20 protein-coding genes are annotated in these 16100 nt (G+C 50.4%); 12 read left to right on the plus strand and 8 right to left on the minus strand.

Features of this window, described 5'->3' with window-relative positions; genetic code table 11:
• The first annotated feature begins 4 nt into the window (after positions 1-4).
• The 3 genes from fliS to ITJ88_RS01755 are packed head-to-tail and all read left to right on the plus strand — an operon-like array spanning position 5 to position 927.
• Complete coding sequence (gene fliS / locus ITJ88_RS01745) at positions 5-373, plus strand: flagellar export chaperone FliS (RefSeq protein ID WP_195864514.1); 369 nt, start codon at positions 5-7, stop codon at positions 371-373.
• A complete protein-coding gene (locus ITJ88_RS01750; RefSeq protein ID WP_195864515.1) occupies positions 370-723 on the plus strand; it encodes a hypothetical protein in 354 nt (117 codons plus the stop codon). Before fliS ends, ITJ88_RS01750 begins: the two co-directional genes overlap by 4 nt.
• A 27-nt stretch (positions 724-750) precedes the next feature.
• Positions 751-927, plus strand: a complete 177-nt coding sequence (locus ITJ88_RS01755) for a hypothetical protein (protein ID WP_169738097.1) — start codon at positions 751-753, stop codon at positions 925-927.
• A gap of 51 nt (positions 928-978) precedes the next feature.
• Here the strand turns inward: ITJ88_RS01755 and ITJ88_RS01760 are convergent, their stop codons facing one another.
• The 8 genes from ITJ88_RS01760 to ITJ88_RS01795 all read right to left on the minus strand — a co-directional run bounded on the left by ITJ88_RS01760 (position 979) and on the right by ITJ88_RS01795 (position 7995).
• Entirely contained in the window at positions 979-2718 is a 1740-nt protein-coding gene (locus tag ITJ88_RS01760; RefSeq protein WP_195864516.1) for a sensor domain-containing diguanylate cyclase, read from the minus strand.
• 87 nt (positions 2719-2805) lie between these two features.
• A complete protein-coding gene (locus tag ITJ88_RS01765; protein WP_195864517.1) occupies positions 2806-3468 on the minus strand; it encodes a DUF2225 domain-containing protein in 663 nt (220 codons plus the stop codon).
• 25 nt (positions 3469-3493) lie between these two features.
• Positions 3494-3934 carry a YaaR family protein gene (locus tag ITJ88_RS01770; protein WP_195864518.1) on the minus strand — a complete coding sequence of 147 codons (441 nt, stop codon included), beginning with the start codon at positions 3932-3934 and terminating at the stop codon, positions 3494-3496.
• Positions 3935-3947: 13 nt separating this feature from the next.
• Entirely contained in the window at positions 3948-4838 is an 891-nt protein-coding gene (locus ITJ88_RS01775) for a flagellin N-terminal helical domain-containing protein (RefSeq protein WP_195864519.1), read from the minus strand.
• A complete protein-coding gene (locus ITJ88_RS01780) occupies positions 4835-5227 on the minus strand; it encodes a flagellar export chaperone FliS (protein ID WP_195864520.1) in 393 nt (130 codons plus the stop codon). The genes ITJ88_RS01775 and ITJ88_RS01780 overlap by 4 nt, the downstream gene beginning before the upstream one ends.
• Positions 5224-5514, minus strand: coding sequence for an EscU/YscU/HrcU family type III secretion system export apparatus switch protein (locus ITJ88_RS01785; protein ID WP_029342503.1), 291 nt, complete (start codon positions 5512-5514; stop codon positions 5224-5226). The genes ITJ88_RS01780 and ITJ88_RS01785 overlap by 4 nt, the downstream gene beginning before the upstream one ends.
• Before the next feature lie 15 nt (positions 5515-5529).
• Positions 5530-7380, minus strand: a complete 1851-nt coding sequence (locus tag ITJ88_RS01790; RefSeq protein ID WP_195864521.1) for a hypothetical protein — start codon at positions 7378-7380, stop codon at positions 5530-5532.
• A 108-nt stretch (positions 7381-7488) separates the two neighbouring features.
• A complete protein-coding gene (locus ITJ88_RS01795) occupies positions 7489-7995 on the minus strand; it encodes a competence protein ComK (protein ID WP_029342501.1) in 507 nt (168 codons plus the stop codon).
• 251 nt (positions 7996-8246) lie between these two features.
• On the opposite strand from ITJ88_RS01795, the gene ITJ88_RS01800 reads away from it, so the two are divergent.
• The 9 genes from ITJ88_RS01800 (at position 8247) to cccB (ending at position 15981) form a co-directional block, all read left to right on the plus strand.
• Complete coding sequence (locus tag ITJ88_RS01800) at positions 8247-8447, plus strand: cold shock domain-containing protein (protein ID WP_023469248.1); 201 nt, start codon at positions 8247-8249, stop codon at positions 8445-8447.
• Between the two features lie 280 nt (positions 8448-8727).
• Entirely contained in the window at positions 8728-9291 is a 564-nt protein-coding gene (hpf, locus tag ITJ88_RS01805; protein ID WP_023469247.1) for a ribosome hibernation-promoting factor, HPF/YfiA family, read from the plus strand.
• 84 nt (positions 9292-9375) lie between these two features.
• On the plus strand, positions 9376-9504 hold the full coding sequence (locus ITJ88_RS16375) for a hypothetical protein (RefSeq protein ID WP_255343755.1): 129 nt from the start codon (positions 9376-9378) through the stop codon (positions 9502-9504).
• 3 nt (positions 9505-9507) lie between these two features.
• Positions 9508-12027: a preprotein translocase subunit SecA gene (secA, locus tag ITJ88_RS01810; protein ID WP_195864522.1), complete on the plus strand. Its 2520-nt coding sequence runs from the start codon at positions 9508-9510 to the stop codon at positions 12025-12027.
• Positions 12028-12095: 68 nt separating this feature from the next.
• Positions 12096-13196, plus strand: coding sequence for a peptide chain release factor 2 (gene prfB / locus ITJ88_RS01815; protein ID WP_023469245.1), 1101 nt, complete (start codon positions 12096-12098; stop codon positions 13194-13196).
• 60 nt (positions 13197-13256) lie between these two features.
• Positions 13257-14024 carry a class I SAM-dependent methyltransferase gene (locus ITJ88_RS01820; RefSeq protein WP_195864523.1) on the plus strand — a complete coding sequence of 256 codons (768 nt, stop codon included), beginning with the start codon at positions 13257-13259 and terminating at the stop codon, positions 14022-14024.
• Positions 14024-14527, plus strand: a complete 504-nt coding sequence (locus ITJ88_RS01825) for a GNAT family N-acetyltransferase (protein ID WP_195864524.1) — start codon at positions 14024-14026, stop codon at positions 14525-14527. Before ITJ88_RS01820 ends, ITJ88_RS01825 begins: the two co-directional genes overlap by 1 nt.
• 97 nt (positions 14528-14624) lie before the next feature.
• Complete coding sequence (locus ITJ88_RS01830) at positions 14625-15494, plus strand: YitT family protein (protein ID WP_023469242.1); 870 nt, start codon at positions 14625-14627, stop codon at positions 15492-15494.
• Between the two features lie 115 nt (positions 15495-15609).
• Positions 15610-15981 (plus strand): cytochrome c551, encoded by a 372-nt coding sequence (gene cccB, locus ITJ88_RS01835; protein ID WP_023469241.1) that lies wholly within the window; start codon positions 15610-15612, stop codon positions 15979-15981.
• The last annotated feature ends 119 nt before the right edge of the window (positions 15982-16100 follow it).

Here is a 16100-nt window from a genome sequence, read left to right on the forward strand (position 1 = left end):
CGCGATGAACCCTTATGCTACGTATCAAACGAACTCGGTAACGACAGCGTTACCTCAAGACTTAACACTGATGTTATACGAAGGACTGATCAAGTTCTCTATGCTCGGAAAACGTGCCATTGAACAAGGCTTGATTGAACAAAAAAATACTAACATCCAAAAAGCGCAAGCCATCATCAGTGAGTTACAATTGACGCTTAATCAATCGATTGCCCTGTCAAAAGACTTGAACAGTTTGTATGACTACATGCGAACACGCTTGATTGATGCCAACGTCAAAAATGATCTTGTTGCAATTGATGAAGTGATCGGTTTTGCCGAAGAATTCCGCGAGACGTGGAAAGAAGCGATGAAACTCGCGCGGCAACGATGAGTCCGCTCGATCCGCTTCGCCTGAAGACGAAACGATTGATTGAACTGCTTGATCAAACGCCAAATGAAGAGACGTATGACGAATGGATTGAGAAGATTCAAGGTCTGCTGAACGAACGGGAAGCATTCATTGCGGCACACTCGAATCTGCTTGCTGGTGCCAATCAAGCCGTCATCCAGGAACTCGTCGCTGATAGTCGGAAAATCGACTTGAAATTATCAGCAGAAACGGCTAAATTAGGGGTACAAATCAGTCAGTTGCGTCAGACGCAAACGAGTCGTAAATCGTACGTTGATCCGTACAAGGAAGTCGATCATAGTTTTTCACCGTATTTTGATTCTCGTCAGTAACTTTCTTGTGTGAGGGAGGGATCTTTCGTGACTAAGCGGGAAGACAAGAAGCGTCCCGTACCGCAGCCGTATTTCCAATCGGACGGCTCGTACGATCAGTTCATTGAACCGGACGTCGAATCGGAATCATGGGAAGAGTTCGAACGCCCTGTCTCCGATGCACCGGATGCCTATGAAGAAGAAAAATATCGTCGTGAGTCGTAAGCTCATGAAAAAAATGCCCTGTCCATTTGTTTGGACGGGGCATTTTGCCGTTCATTTAAAGCGGTAGGCATTCTTCTCTTCTTGCTTAACGGTGTACATCGCTTCATCAGCTCGAATCAAGAGCAGACTCGTCGTCCGTCCATCCTCAGGATAACGAGCGATACCGATTGACGGCGTGACCTGCATCGCTGTTGCGTCAAAGAAGAACGGATCGTTCAAGCGAAGGAGGACATTCTCAGCGTAGGTGATCGTCTCCGTGCGACTGCGGGCGAGGAAAACGATGAACTCATCTCCACCGAGTCGCGCTGCTACATCATCCTGCGTTAAATCGAGCTGCAAGCGACGTGCTGTCTCCTGCAAGACATAGTCTCCAGCGTCATGTCCGTAGCGGTCATTGATCTGCTTAAAGCCATCGAGGTCGATGAATAGTAGTGATCCTTCAGTTAAGGTTGCGAGCTGTGGTCCAAGGTGATCCTCAAAGTAACGGCGATTCGGAAGTGCTGTTAAGGCGTCGTGATAGCCAAGCTCTTGAAGCCACTTTTCTTGCAATAAGGCTTCCGTCAAATCGGACAGGATGACGTACAAATCCGCTTCACCCGGAATCGGAATCAACGTCACTTCGAACGTCCGTCCGTCGACGGGACGCATTAGCAATTGTTTTTCACCATTCTCCAGTTTCAGAAATGCCGCAATCAATTGATCGACCAAGGCATCAGGAACATAGCCGTGCGGGAAGTAACGTTCTGCTGCCGGGTTCATCGCTTTCTCATGCCCATTGCCGTCGAAACGAATGATCGGTTGTGGGTGGGCGAGGAACAGGCGGCGATACTCTTCCTTCCGGAGTTCGAGTTGTGTGGTATGGCGGTCAATTCGGTGTGTCAGATCGACTTCGAACGTCTCGAGTTCCGTTAGTAATTGACGATTGAGACGTTCGGAGAAAAATTGCCGGAACATAAATAACGAGAACAAGATGATTAGCGTCGGGAAGTAGACATCTTGCGCCATCGGAAGGAACGTGATGCCCGTCAACAGAACGAGCAGACTGATATACGGCAAATACGGTCTTCCGAGCCGATCGCGTGCCGGTTGTTTCGGTGGCACGTCCTTAAAGTAGACAGCTAGCTCAAACAAACTGACCGCATAGAGCGGGAAGAAGCAGGCGGCGAACGTCAACTCATCACGAATAAAGAACGTGTAATAGCCGAAGTTCGCCAAGATGAATAGCATCATCGCCTGAATCAGTCGTCTGTGTGCCGATCCACGGAGTCCTGTCGCATACAAAATCAAAAAGAAGAACAACTGCGCAATGAAACTGATCGCGTAGCCGAGCATGGCGACGAATTCGATGTCAGAGCGGGCGAACGTTGGTAAGTGTCGCAAGATAACCGTATAACCGAAAACGAAGACCATTCCGAACAAGAGCACACCATCAATATAGAGTAGCCGCGCATGACGAATCGAAGACCAGTCGATCAATCGGGCAAAGGCGATAGCGGTCAATATCAAAAAGGCAGTTAACGTCAAGTTGGCAGCAGAGTCGACTTCCGGTGGGTGCGGGAAGAAGGTCAGGACAAAGTTGATCCAGAGACCACTTGTGAATAAGAGAATCGCGATGCCGACCGAGCGTTCCGGGTGCTTCGGGAAGAACCAACGCCTGGCTTGAATCGCGACGAACGTCACAGCAAGTAGCGTCGCAAGAACAGCGACCAGCGGAACGAACGTTGTTCCACCGACAAGTAGCATCAGCCCATAGGTGATGAGTAAATAGAGAAGCGGTAACGTCGGTCGCATCGCGGACCTCCTTTCCTAAAACAGTGTGTTGGCTCTTTTCGACGAGCGGTGAAAAAAATCCTTGTCCCGTCTGATGACGAACAAGGATCAGTCCTGCTCTTGCACCCATTCCCAGTGAATACGTGCGTCTTTTTTGATTTTGTCGGTCGCCGTCTTACTTTGGAATAAACGGCTGTACCAGAGACGGGCCGTGTCTTTCTCTTTCGTCACAGCGTATAGGTCCGCGATCCGAAGCAGGAGGACGTCTTCTGGAATCCCGCTCTCCTTAACGGACGTGTAGTTGTCGTATAGGGGTACATATTTTTCAATCGCTCGACTCGCCCAGAGTTGTTCTTCGTCTTGTTGACCAGTTAAGCGATGCAACCAGGACAGACGAACGCCGAGCATCGCTTGGATTGCTGGCTTTTGCTCCGCCACTTGAGCCGTGTAGAGACAAAGCTTATAGAGCTGAATCGCCTGCTCGATCGTCCGCTCCGTGCCAGCAAACGGTAAGACAGGAAGCGTCGGTAGGATATGATCTTGTAAGGTCGCTCGAACGTCCGGCGATAACTTTCCAAACGACTCGTGGAAGAAAAACCGACAATGGCTACACTGGACCGGTTCATACAGGTAGACATTAACGCCTTGATGGCGGATGAAGCCATCAAAGTCGGTCGAGGCAACACGGATATGTCGCGACAGGACACGTTTCGTCTCCGTCGTTTTCAAGCAGTAGGGGCAGGTGCATTTTTTAAGATATAAGTCTGGCATGTAGGGGAACTCCTCTAATTCTAGATTACACGAAGACGTTGACAAGCATCCCTTTGATTTCGCCGACTTGGTCGAGGATATCGAGCCGGCGCGATTCACCAGAGATGACCGTATCCGTCAACTGAAGGAGCTTCGCATCAACTTGCTCGACGACCTTATAGATCTTCGTCCGACCACGGCGATTGAAGCCACGCTTCTCTTCGAGTTGTTGCGATTGGTCGAGGGCGTCTTTTAAGAAGTCCTTGATTTTTTCTTTGTAGCTTTCGAGGTGCTCGATCGTCTGACTCTCAGCGAGCAGTTGTCCGTGTTCTTCAACGAGTGCGAGCTTCTGTTGTAACCGTTCATAGCCTTTGTGGTCCCGTTTCTCCTGCATCAAGGCAGAGAAGGTCGTCGACGCCTGGACTTCACGTGGACCGCCTTTTAAGGACTGGAGTCGTTGCGTTTCTTGGATGCGGCGGATATCCATCGGGTCTGCCTCCTTAATTGAGTAATTGTAAGACGCCTTGCGGTAGGGCGTTCGCTTGAGCAATCATTGCCATCCCGGATTGATTGAGGATGTTGTATTTTGCATATTCCATCATCTCACGCGCCATATCGGTATCGCGAATCCGTGATTCCGATGCTGTTAAGTTCTCAACACTGACACTGAGGACGGATGATGTCGCTTCGAAGCGATTCTGGATCGCCCCGAGTTGTGCTCGTTGCTGGGAGATTGTATCGATTGCTTTCGTGTACCGGCTGATCGCGTCGTTCGCGTCCGTTGCTGTCATCACGCTAAGAGCATACTCGGGTGCATCGCCACTCGGGAAATCAAGCGGACGGATTGACGTATCAGCTTGTGTCGTTGAACTGACTCCGATCGCGAGAGCTTGCATATCGTCAATCGTAATCGAGATCCCTTCGTTAGCTCCCGCATTCGTTTGGATGAACAGAGCACTGTCAGCATCGTTGAACTTCCCACTTAACAATTCTTTGCCGTTGAACTGCGTCGTCTGTGCGATCCGCGAAACTTCGTTCGTCAGCTGGTTGATCTCTTCTTGGATTGCTGTCCGGTCTTCCGTCGCGAGTGTCCCGTTACCTGCTTGGACAGCGAGTTCCCGCATCCGTTGCAATAGGTTGTGTGTCTCACTGAGTCCACCTTCGATCGTTTGGACCATCGAAATACCATCAAGGACGTTTTGTTCCGCTTTATCAAGTGCCTTCAAGCGATTACGCATCTTCTCTGAGATCGCGAGACCAGCGGCATCATCCGCACCCCGGTTGATCTTCTGACCGCTCGATAGTTTATCCATCGTCGTCTTGACGTTCGTCTGGTTGATGCTGAGATTGCGATAAGCCTTTAAGGCTTGAACGTTATTCGTGATTCTCATTCGTATTCCATCCCTTCGTATCGTTGATGATGTGCGGCGCGCACGAGTGGTCGATCGACGGTTTGTGCCGCTTGCCAAGTGACGCGTAAGTCTTCTGCCAGTTCCAGTAGTTCGTCTAAGATACTTGGTGTTTTGTAGACCTGTAACGTCTGCTCGGCGAGGTAGTGGTAGAGCGCGTCGAGTTGTGCGGTGATGATGCCGCCGTCGTCGTGCAGTCCTGCCTGCAGTTTGTCGAGTAACTGATAAGCTTTTTGTAAGCGTGCGTTCACCTCATCAAAGCGATTTGCGTCACGTGCGAGAATGGCACGGTCATATTGGAGGACGAGTCCCGTCAACATCACTTCCGTCAGCTGTTGCGGGGTCATCGCGTAAAGTTCTTGTTCTGTCATGTTTGTCGTCCTTTCGCGTTGTCGAGTTCTTCGATCAATAAGAGCAGTTCTGCCATCACGTCGTACAGTTGCGGGGGAATCGCTGTTCCGAGATCAAGATCAAGTAAATGACCGAGCAGGGACGTATCGTGTTCGATCGCGACGCCGTTCGCCCGTGCTTCTTGCAGAATTCGGTCGGCGGCTTGACCACTTGCTCGAGCGACGACGACCGGTGCTTGACCGGATGCTTCATCATAGCGGAGGACGGCAGCCGTCTTACGTCCGGTTAAATCGATTTTCTGATACATAACGGTCTCTCCTTTTTAGATACGGTAGTCGTAGCCACGTGGCGTCTCGTCTTGTTTGACGGTCTCCGTCACTTGCTCGCGCGTGAATGGACGGAACTGGATCCGGACGTCCTGGTAACCAGTTGCTTGCAAGGCCTCCGTCGTTCGGTCGAGGAACGGGGTCGCCAGTTGTTCAAGAACGGGAAAATCATTTTCAATCGTGATCTGCATCTTTCGGTTGACGGTCTCAACGCGGACACCGATCTCACCGAGGCGCGGCGTGTTGAGCTGGACATATAACGTATTGTTTTCCCAGTCGATCACTTCGTCCGGACGTTTATTTTGCAAGTGAACGTGGAGTCCTGCCGTCGCTTCGACGAGTTGGACCGGTAAGGCGAGTAAAATTTGGTTCAACTGTTGCTGGTTGTCCGGTTTATTGACTTGCTGTTGTGCCGCGAGAAACGTCTGCAGTTTGGCGGCTTCCGGATTCGCTGCCGGCGTATTCAGTTTCAGTTCCGCCGTCTGTAGCTGAAGCGTCTTTTGGACGGTCTCTTGCAAGAGGCGCGGGCTGTTCTGTTGCGGCTCATATGGAACAGCTTTTGTTGCGACCTGTGCTGGTAGCGTTGGTGCTTGCGGTGGCAGTCCTTGCATCTCCGGTAAATAGGTCGGACGAACGTTCGCTGGCGCATAGCGGAAGGCTTCGAAGGCGATCCGGACTTCTTGTAAGACGGCTTTAGCTTCCGTACCGCGTCCGAGTAATGCCAGTTCCGCACCCCGCTCGAGTTTCGATAAGAAGTGGATCAATTGTTTTTCATCCTTCATCGAGGTATGCAGTAAAGCATCCGTTTGCTGGAAGACTTGTTTTAAGCGTTGCGCTGTGCTCTCGATGACGGCGACCATCTGAATCGGACGTGTCTCGACGAGCGGTTCGATTTGTCGGAGTTGCGAGACGATCGTTCGCTGTTGGCTCTTGAAATCGTTCGTAATCTCAGCGAGGCGTGGCGTCACTTCACGGACAAGCGTCAAGGCAGAGCGGACCGGTGCCGTTTGCCCTGTTGGTTCCGGTTGACTTGCCCGTGCCGTCAGACCGATCAGTTGCTCACGGACGCTCGTCTTCGGCTCAAGCGGCGCTTGCGGGAAGTATGGCGCCAGTTGTTTACGAACGGTTTCGACATCGCCTCGTTCGAGCGTAGCGACGAGTGCCGGGCGTTTTTCCGCTGGTAGGTGTTCAATGTATTGCCGCATATGGAGTGGCGACGCTGTCTCGATCTCGCGTTGCGTCGGTAGCGTCACGCGGGCGACGTCAAGCGCGACGGCTTTTTCGAACGTCGGCTGCTCCATTAAGGCGTCTCGTTCCGGCAGAACGTCCGGATAATCCTCTGTCGTCGCAAGGAGACTCGCGATCAAGACGTCGGCGTCAACTGGCAGTGCCGTGTCTGGTCGCGACACGAGCTCGAGTGCTAAGTTCTTGTACGTGCCTTGCAATGCCGTCACGAGCTGAGCGACGATTTCCGGTGTCTGCGGCAGTTGACCGCTTGCAAGTAACTTCGCAACGGCTTGCTTTAGTTCAGCCGGCACGCCTTCTAGCAAAGCAGGATTAACATTTGATGGAACGGACAGTACAGGTGGGGTTTCCGCATCCGATGTCGCCGGTGTCAGTTGTTCGATCAAGTAACCTTCTGCGGTCTGTCCTTTGACCTTGAACTGGAAATCACCCGTCGGAACGTCGCCCGTGAAGGTCATCTCGATCTTATCCCGACCGACCTGGACGAGAGCCGTATGCGGACCGGTCTGCTCAAGGACCGTTCCCTTATAGGTCTTCGTCTCAGAAAGCGGCGTCTGACCAGGGGATTGCGCCGGACGTGCCGGGTTCAATTGGATGTTCATCGAGAAGCCTCCTTGTTTTTTAAAACTATCATCTCATTATATATCGGCAGAAACCAAAAAGGATTGAGCGAATTCATCGCCCAACCCTGATTTTTTTACGGTCACTGCTTAAGATTTGATTGCATTAAAGCGTTCCTCTAATGTCATCGCGTTCAATTGTTGATAACGAGCCATCAGCTCGCCAGTTGCTTTCATTTGGTTGCGGACGATGTAAGGAGAGGCGTTTACGGGAAGGATCATGCCATTACGAGTCTTGAGCTTCGTCTGTCCGTCTTCCTCGATGACTTCGGACATGTGGCTCCAAGCATACCACTCGCAATCATCACGTTTCGGTGATTTCGTTGGGAAAAACACGAGGCCAAGTGTCGGTTCAATGACGACTGGGACTTTTCCTTTTACGGATGCGACACGTTTTGCTGTCACGATGCGTTCCTCGATGGAACTGTTGTATTGCCTGCAGGAAAGCTGCAGTAGTTGATACGGTCGAAGCGGTGTCATGATGGTCGAGCCATCCTCGAGTACGATGATGGATTGCTTCATCATGTCGTAGCACGGGAGAATCGCCACCGTCCGTTTCGTGATTCGATACTTTTCGTCATTATGGAATGGTCGCATTCGACTACATCCTCCTTAAGATAGGACAATGGATAAAATAGGTAATTACTAACGATATAATACAATAATACAACTGTAATGACAACGAAATTTTTTAAAATATAGACCAATAAGTAGGGAATATTATTCATTTTTCGGAATGAATTCAAATTAATCAGAATTTTTAATTGTCAATAATTCCTTCTTTTGATAGACTAAGCCGTAGAGAGCTTGCTCTCGAACTCTGGTTTGCGAAGGGAACGTGAATTCGAATGGAACAAGGTAAAGTAAAATGGTTTAATGCTGAAAAGGGTTATGGTTTCATCGAGACGTCTGACGCGAAAGACGTATTCGTACACTTCTCAGCGATTCAAGTCGATGGTTACAAATCACTTGAAGAAGGCGAAGAAGTGGAATTTGAAATCGTTGAAGGCGATCGTGGTCCACAAGCTGCGAACGTTTCAAAGATCTAATCCAATAGCAGCCGCCACCGTTTTTAGGCTATTCGCCTAAAAGCGGTTTTTTGTTTTGAGTTCAATCAAAACGGGTATATACGTTAACATCAACATGCTTCAATATTATTGTACGCTAAGGACGGAAGGGAACGTTCACGACAATGTCATCGTTTTCATGGTCTTCCTTCACTTATCGTGCTATAATAAAAACGAACCAAAGAATTTCGAATATTCAGAAGGAAACGACTGAAGCATCTCGAATTCATAGGTTCAACCGGTTACTTAAGGAGGAGTTTACATGATCTACAACATTCGCGGTGAAAACTTGGACGTCACAGATGCTCTCAAGGATTACGTCGAGAAAAAGCTTGAAAAGTTAACTCGTTATTTTACAACTCCTACGGAAGCGCAAACGGCTTATGTCAATCTCAAAGTCAACAATGAGAAGCAAAAAGTCGAAGTGACGATTCCAATGCCAAACCTCCTGCTCCGTGCAGAGGATATCAATGGCGATATGTATGCAGCAATCGACCTCGTCGTCGATAAGCTCGAACGTCAGATCCGGAAACACAAAACGAAGTTGAACCGGAGAGGACGCGCTAAAGAAGGCGGCATCGGAGAGTACTTCAAAACGCTCGAAGGACCGGAAGCGGAAGCGCCAGTCTATGAAGAGGACGAGGCAGAACTCGAACTCGTTCGGACGAAGCGTTTCACACTCAAACCAATGGACACGGAAGAAGCGATTCTTCAGATGGACATGCTCGGACACGCATTCTTCGTCTTCTCAGACGCAGAAACGGGCAACACGAACGTCGTCTACCGTCGTAAGGATGGTCGTTACGGTTTGATTGAACCAGAATAATGAATGCAACAGGGACTCGCTCTTACGGGCGAGTCCCTTTTTGATATGATGGAAAACTATTTTTAAACAAGGTACGTTTGCTCTATGACGAAAGACCGAGACCGCTACTCGGTCCGCTTGTTGAAATTTGACGTCGTATTCGGTACACTGAATAAAGGAAAAATCTCGGAATTCTGTTCGTTCAAAGAATCGTTCGAAGTAAGGGGACTGTAAGGCATGGCTAATTTTCTAAAAGAATTATTTGCACCAACGAAACGTGTCCTGAAGAAAGCCGAAAAAGCAGCAGACGCTGTGGAAGCATTCGAGGCACAAATCGGTGCGTTATCGGATCAAGAACTCGAAGGAAAAGTCGTTGAATTCCGTGAGCGTCTCGCTAACGGAGAAGACTTAGATGATATTTTACCGGAAGCTTTCGCGGTCTGTCGCGAAGTTTCGACACGCGTTCTCGGCATGCGCCACTACCGCGTTCAGTTGATCGGTGGATATGTCCTGCACAACGGGGACATCGCTGAAATGAAGACCGGGGAAGGTAAAACGCTTGTTGCAACACTCCCTGTGTATTTGAATGCCCTCGCTGGCAACGGCGTTCACGTCGTTACCGTCAACGAATATCTCGCAAAACGTGACCGTGACATCATGGAGCCTCTTTATGCGGCACTTGGTCTATCGGTCGGCTTGAATCTCTCAAGCATGTCGCGTCAGGAAAAACAAGCAGCCTATAGCTGTGACATTACGTACGGAACGAACAATGAGTTCGGTTTCGACTACTTGCGTGACAACATGGTCCTGTATAAAGAAGACCGTGTCCAACGACCGCTCCATTACGCTGTCGTCGATGAAGTCGACTCGATTCTCGTCGATGAAGCACGGACACCACTCATCATCTCAGGGTCTGCCGAGAAATCGACAGCACTCTATTCGCAAGCGGATGCATTCGCGAAAATCATGAAAGCAGATGAAGACTACACAGTCGACATCAAGACGAAGAGTGTCCTGTTGACAGAGCAAGGGATCGACCGCGCTGAGAAATATTTCGGCATCGATAACCTGTTTGGTCTCGAGCACGTCTCACTCAACCATCACTTGAGCCTCGCACTGCGGGCGAATGCCGTCATGCATCGCGACGTCGACTATATGGTTCGTGAAGACGAAGTCATGATCATCGACCAGTTCACAGGTCGTGTCATGGAAGGACGTCGTTACTCAGAAGGTCTGCACCAAGCGATCGAAGCGAAGGAAGGCGTCGAGATTCAACGCGAATCAATGACGCTCGCGACGATCACGTACCAAAACTTCTTCCGGATGTACACAAAGCTTGCCGGGATGACGGGTACAGCGAAGACGGAGGAAGAAGAATTCCGTAACATCTACAACATGCACGTCGTACCGGTTCCGACGAACAAACCAGTCGTCCGAAACGATATGCCGGACTTAATCTTCAAGACGATGAACGGGAAGTTCGCTGCCGTCGCAGACGAAATCGAACGTGCCCATCGCGAAGGACAGCCGGTCCTCGTCGGTACGGTTGCCGTTGAGACGTCAGAGTTGCTCAGCAACATCCTCAAGAAACGTGGCATCCGTCACGAAGTCTTGAATGCGAAAAACCACGCACGTGAAGCGGAAATCATCGAGAACGCCGGTCAAGCGAACTCGGTCACGATCGCAACGAACATGGCCGGTCGTGGTACCGACATCAAGCTCGGTCAAGGTGTATTGGAAAAAGGCGGTCTCTACATCCTCGGAACAGAGCGTCATGAATCACGCCGTATTGATAACCAGCTCCGTGGTCGTGCTGGTCGTCAAGGGGATCCAGGGGCATCACAATTCTATCTCTCACTTGAAGATGAATTGATGCGCCGTTTCGGTTCTGATTCGTTGCAATCGATGATGGATCGTCTCGGGATGGATGATTCGCAACCAATCGAGAGCCGGATGGTGTCTCGTGCCGTTGAATCGGCTCAAAAACGCGTCGAAGGCAACAACTTTGATGCGCGAAAACAAGTCCTCGGCTACGATAACGTCATGGCGGACCAACGGAAAGTCATGTACGCGGACCGGGCAGCGATCCTCGATGCGGGCTCAGTGTCAGATATCGTCCGTCCGATGATCGAGCAGACGATTGAAGCAGGCGTCCATCAGTACACGCCGGTCGAGTTCGTTCCGGAAGAGTGGAGCATCGGTGCGCTTGCAGAGTGGGCGAACCAGACGCTTGCGATCGAAGAGAAGGTCACGGAAAGCGACCTCTTCGGAAAAGAACGCGAAGAAATCATCGAGTTGCTCAAAGAGCGGACATTCGCACACTACGAGCACAAACGGTCAGAAGTACCAGCCGAAGCATTCGATGAGTTCGAAAAAGTCATCGTTCTTCGTGCCGTCGACCAACACTGGATGAACCACATCGATCAAATGGATCAACTCCGTGAAGGGATTCACCTCCGGGCATATGGTCAAAACGATCCGCTCCGTGAATACCAATCGGAAGGTTCGATGATGTTTGATGCGATGAACGCTGCGATCGCTGAAGAAGTGACGCAATTCGTTCTTCGTGCAGATCTCGATCCAAACCTCAAACGCGAAAAAGTCGTTCAAGACGAAGTCGCCGTTTCGGGTAAGGAAGACAAAGCGGTCAAGAAAAAACCGGTCCGGAAAAATCCAAACGATCAAATCGGACGCAACGATCCGTGCTGGTGTGGCTCCGGTAAGAAATATAAGAACTGTCACGGCCGTCAGGCATAAGTGATGAATCGACTGAAAGAGAGGCAGGAGATTCCTGCCTCTTTTCACGGAAAGAGAAGGTGGAACACATGGAATTAGCAGAAATTCGCAACACCGCCGAGTGGATGGAAAAGAAACTCGACGAATATAAGGCATCACTCGACCTCGAGTCGAAGATTGCCCGAATTGAAGAACTTGAAAACGAGATGACGTACCCAGACTTCTGGAACAACCAGGAATCGGCACAAAAAGTCATCGATGAGTCGAACGGCTTAAAAGCGATGGTCGACAAATACAAAGAACTCGAAGCAGGTCACGAGAACGTCGCTTTGACGTACGAATTGATCAAGGAAGAGCCGGATGCGGATCTTCAAGAAGAGCTCGAGTCAGAACTTGGCGACCTCAAGAAGAAGTTCGAAGACTTCGAACTTCAAATCCTCTTGAACGGCGAGTATGACGCAAACAACGCGATTCTCGAGTTACACCCAGGTGCAGGTGGTACCGAGTCGCAAGACTGGGCATCGATGTTATTGCGGATGTACCAACGTTTCTGCGACAAGCAAGGCTGGAAAGTCGAAACGATGGACTATCAACCAGGTGATGAAGCAGGTGTTAAATCGGTCACGCTCCGTATTCAAGGGCATAATGCCTATGGATACTTAAAAGCCGAAAAAGGGATCCATCGTTTAGTCCGGATCTCACCGTTTGACTCGTCAGGTCGCCGTCATACATCGTTCGTCTCGTGTGACGTCATGCCGGAATTCAACGATGACATCGACATCGAAGTCCGTACGGAAGATTTACGGATCGATACGTACCGTGCCTCTGGTGCCGGTGGTCAGCACATCAATACGACAGACTCGGCTGTCCGGATCACCCACGTTCCGACAGGCGTCGTCGTCTCTTGTCAACAAGAACGGTCGCAGATCAAAAACCGTGAAGCAGCAATGAAAATGTTGAAAGCGAAACTCTACCAACGCGAAATCGAAGAGCAACAAAAGAAACTCGACGAGATCCGTGGTGAAAAATCGGATATCGCATGGGGTAGCCAAATCCGTTCGTACGTCTTCCACCCATACAGCATGGTCAAGGATCACCGGACGAACTATGAAGTCGGGAACACGCAAGGAGCAATGGATGGCGACATCATGGGCTTCATCGATGCGTACCTCCGTCTGATGAATATGTAAGACAACCAACCAGTCGGACGATGTTCGACTGGTTTTTTGACCGTCAAAGGGGGAACAGTGATGCAGGAGCAAAGTCGGATCAACAAACAAGCGTGGGAGTACCGGGCGTATGAATTTTGGGAGAAACGCGACGGAACACCGGCGGAATATGCGGCGATCATCAAACAAGATCCAGCCGCATGTTTGAAGAAACATCGTCGTCATTTCGAAGACGTCGCCGGGAAGACAATCGCGAACATCTGTGGTTCGAACGGACGCAAGGCGGTGCCGTTGGCGTTACTCGGGGCGGACGTCACCGTGTTTGATATCTCAGAGGAGAATGCCAAGTATGCGCTTGAACTAGCGCACCATGCTGAGACATCAATTCAATATGTCGTCGGCGATCTTTATGCGATCGATCTTGAACGATATCGTGATACGTTTGATCTTCTCTACTTAGAAGGCGGGATTTTGCATTATTTTGCTGATCTCGAGCGTTTTCTGCAGATTCTCTTTACGATCTTGCGACCCGGTGGACAGTTGATCCTTAGCGATTTCCATCCGGTCGGACGCTGGATTGATGCGGATTTGACGTATCGACCGCGTTATTTCGATCAAGCGTTGCAAGCGGGTGACCTGGCGTACAAGACACACTTTACGGACGCGGAACAAATCGAGTTTCCGGACGTCTCCGTCCGTTACTTTACGCTGAGCGAAATCTTTAACGGGATCATCGCGACGCGATTCACATTAGACCGGTTCGACGAGCATCGTGGCTGGAACGGCGAGAACATCCCGTCCGAGTTCACGCTACTCGCAACGAAACCACTCGAAGGGAGCAATAGCTGATGATTATTCGGAAAGAAGGCTTCAAGGATGCAGCGGGAATCCGGCTTGTCCATGAAGCAGCGTTCGAGCAACCAAACGAAGCGAACCTCGTTGATGCGTTACGCGAGGACGGTGCGGCGCAACCAGTCTTCGGTCGCGTCGCCGTGACCGACAAAGGGGAAATCGTCGGTCATATTCTCTTGAGCCGGATCCATATCGATGACATTCCGTCACTTGCCTTAGCACCAGTCGGCGTCCTGCCGGTCTGGCAACGAAAGGGGATTGGCTCTGAGTTGATCCGTCAAGTGATTGAGGATGCGCGGGATGCGGGCGAATCACACATTGTCGTGCTTGGTCACGACAGCTACTATCCACAGTTCGGTTTCGAAAGGGCGATTGACTACGGCATTGCGCCACCGTTCCCCGTTCCGCCAGAGGTCTTTCTCGTCCTTGCACTTGAACGGAATGGGTTGCGTGGTGTTAGTGGCATTGTCCGCTACAGTCCGCCCTTTAGTGCGGTATAAAGGGAACACTGTGAGTTGTTCCGCCTCTCTAGTCGTTGTCTGACTTTTCCGCTAAAATGAAACACGAGAATCAATCGATAAGGGGAAATGGAATGTCATGACATCGACGCGTCAGGAAGTCGTGCGCGATTATGCGTATTTGTTAATCGGGTCCTTGTTCGTCGCAAGTGCCTTTAGTTTATTTTTAGCACCAAATCAACTCGCCTCAGGAGGCGTCAGTGGCTTATCAATCGTCTTGAACGATTTGTTCGGGATCTCGCCAGGCTTGTTCCAGCTCGTCGCAAACGTCGTCTTGCTCGCGATCGGGTGGATGATCCTCGGGATGGGCTTTGGTGTCAAATCACTCGTCGGTTCAATCTTTTTACCGGTCGTCATCCTCGTCTACGAACGGTTCGATGTTCCGGCTGCGACGATGAATCCGATGCTTGCCGCGATTTTCGGCGGCGCCGGTGTCGGGATCGGGCTCGGTCTGATTTTCCGGGGACGGGCGTCGACCGGAGGAATGGATTTGATCGCGCAAATTCTACATCGTTTCACGAAATTGCCGCTTCATCTCTGTATCGCCTTGCTCGACGGAACGATTGTCATCAGTGCAGCTACGATTTTCTCGCTCGAGATTGGACTGTATGCGCTCGTCGCCTTATTCATCACCATCAAGATGATCGACGTCGTCCAGCTCGGGATCACGAACGACAAGCTCGCCTATATCATCTCCGATCAACGGGAAGCGTTAGTGAAGGAAATCTTCGAGACGCTTGATCGTGGGGCGACGGAGATCGAGGCGGCAGGTGCGTTCACACGGACACGGAAACCGATGCTGATGGTCGTAGTCCGTCAAGGGGAAATCACGACATTAAAAGAAATCGTCAAGCACATCGATCCGTCAGCGTTCCTGGTCGTCAGCGAGGCGCATGAGGTACTCGGACTCGGCTTCACGGATGATAAACGCTACCGAAATGTGCCGTAATTGTTCCGAACTCGTGAAGTTTTTGTGAAATCACGATTAACTCTTCCGGATAACGGTTATACTCTAACTAGGTCAGAAGCGTTTACTTAGATACTTACAAGAGGGGGATATCCGGATGAAGCTGAAAAACTTGTTACTCGCGTTAGGGTTAGGAACGACACTTGCGCTCGCAGCATGTGGTGGCAGTGACGACTCAAGCTCTAGCGATTCATCAAGTACGAAGGAAGAGTCGACGATGAACGATGATTCGTCGAAGACGGAGACAGCTGTTGATGCGGAAAAAATCTTCGCGAACAACTGTGCATCGTGTCACGGGAACAACCTTGAAGGAAATGTCGGACCGAACCTGACGAAGGTCGGCTCGAAGTACTCTTCAGAAGAGATCCAAGAGATCATCAAGAACGGGAAAGGGCAAATGCCTGCTGGAATCCTCAAAGAGGATGAAGAAATCGTTGCCGTTGCTGACTGGCTCGCGGATAAAAAGTAATTATGGGATATGATGGGGTACGAGATGACACACACGACATGTGTTCGTCATTCGTGCCTCTTTTTTGTGGTATAATCGCCTGAAATGACATTTGATTGTAATGTGCGTTCAATTTTGTC

The sequence above is a fragment of the Exiguobacterium abrahamii genome (assembly GCF_015645365.1).
Taxonomy (GTDB): domain Bacteria; phylum Bacillota; class Bacilli; order Exiguobacteriales; family Exiguobacteriaceae; genus Exiguobacterium_A; species Exiguobacterium_A abrahamii.

Excerpts from the sequence above, each read along its gene's own strand:
- fliS (WP_195864514.1), top strand. The coding sequence starts at position 5 with ATGAACCCTTATGCTACGTATCAAACGAACTCGGTAACGACAGCGTTA.
- ITJ88_RS01750 (WP_195864515.1), top strand. The coding sequence starts at position 370 with ATGAGTCCGCTCGATCCGCTTCGCCTGAAGACGAAACGATTGATTGAA.
- ITJ88_RS01760 (WP_195864516.1), bottom strand. The coding sequence starts at position 2,718 with ATGCGACCGACGTTACCGCTTCTCTATTTACTCATCACCTATGGGCTG.
- ITJ88_RS01765 (WP_195864517.1), bottom strand. The coding sequence starts at position 3,468 with ATGCCAGACTTATATCTTAAAAAATGCACCTGCCCCTACTGCTTGAAA.
- ITJ88_RS01770 (WP_195864518.1), bottom strand. The coding sequence starts at position 3,934 with ATGGATATCCGCCGCATCCAAGAAACGCAACGACTCCAGTCCTTAAAA.
- ITJ88_RS01775 (WP_195864519.1), bottom strand. The coding sequence starts at position 4,838 with ATGAGAATCACGAATAACGTTCAAGCCTTAAAGGCTTATCGCAATCTC.
- ITJ88_RS01780 (WP_195864520.1), bottom strand. The coding sequence starts at position 5,227 with ATGACAGAACAAGAACTTTACGCGATGACCCCGCAACAGCTGACGGAA.
- ITJ88_RS01785 (WP_029342503.1), bottom strand. The coding sequence starts at position 5,514 with ATGTATCAGAAAATCGATTTAACCGGACGTAAGACGGCTGCCGTCCTC.
- ITJ88_RS01790 (WP_195864521.1), bottom strand. The coding sequence starts at position 7,380 with ATGAACATCCAATTGAACCCGGCACGTCCGGCGCAATCCCCTGGTCAG.
- ITJ88_RS01795 (WP_029342501.1), bottom strand. The coding sequence starts at position 7,995 with ATGCGACCATTCCATAATGACGAAAAGTATCGAATCACGAAACGGACG.
- ITJ88_RS01800 (WP_023469248.1), top strand. The coding sequence starts at position 8,247 with ATGGAACAAGGTAAAGTAAAATGGTTTAATGCTGAAAAGGGTTATGGT.
- hpf (WP_023469247.1), top strand. The coding sequence starts at position 8,728 with ATGATCTACAACATTCGCGGTGAAAACTTGGACGTCACAGATGCTCTC.
- ITJ88_RS16375 (WP_255343755.1), top strand. The coding sequence starts at position 9,376 with ATGACGAAAGACCGAGACCGCTACTCGGTCCGCTTGTTGAAATTTGAC.
- secA (WP_195864522.1), top strand. The coding sequence starts at position 9,508 with ATGGCTAATTTTCTAAAAGAATTATTTGCACCAACGAAACGTGTCCTG.
- prfB (WP_023469245.1), top strand. The coding sequence starts at position 12,096 with ATGGAATTAGCAGAAATTCGCAACACCGCCGAGTGGATGGAAAAGAAA.
- ITJ88_RS01820 (WP_195864523.1), top strand. The coding sequence starts at position 13,257 with ATGCAGGAGCAAAGTCGGATCAACAAACAAGCGTGGGAGTACCGGGCG.
- ITJ88_RS01825 (WP_195864524.1), top strand. The coding sequence starts at position 14,024 with ATGATTATTCGGAAAGAAGGCTTCAAGGATGCAGCGGGAATCCGGCTT.
- ITJ88_RS01830 (WP_023469242.1), top strand. The coding sequence starts at position 14,625 with ATGACATCGACGCGTCAGGAAGTCGTGCGCGATTATGCGTATTTGTTA.
- cccB (WP_023469241.1), top strand. The coding sequence starts at position 15,610 with ATGAAGCTGAAAAACTTGTTACTCGCGTTAGGGTTAGGAACGACACTT.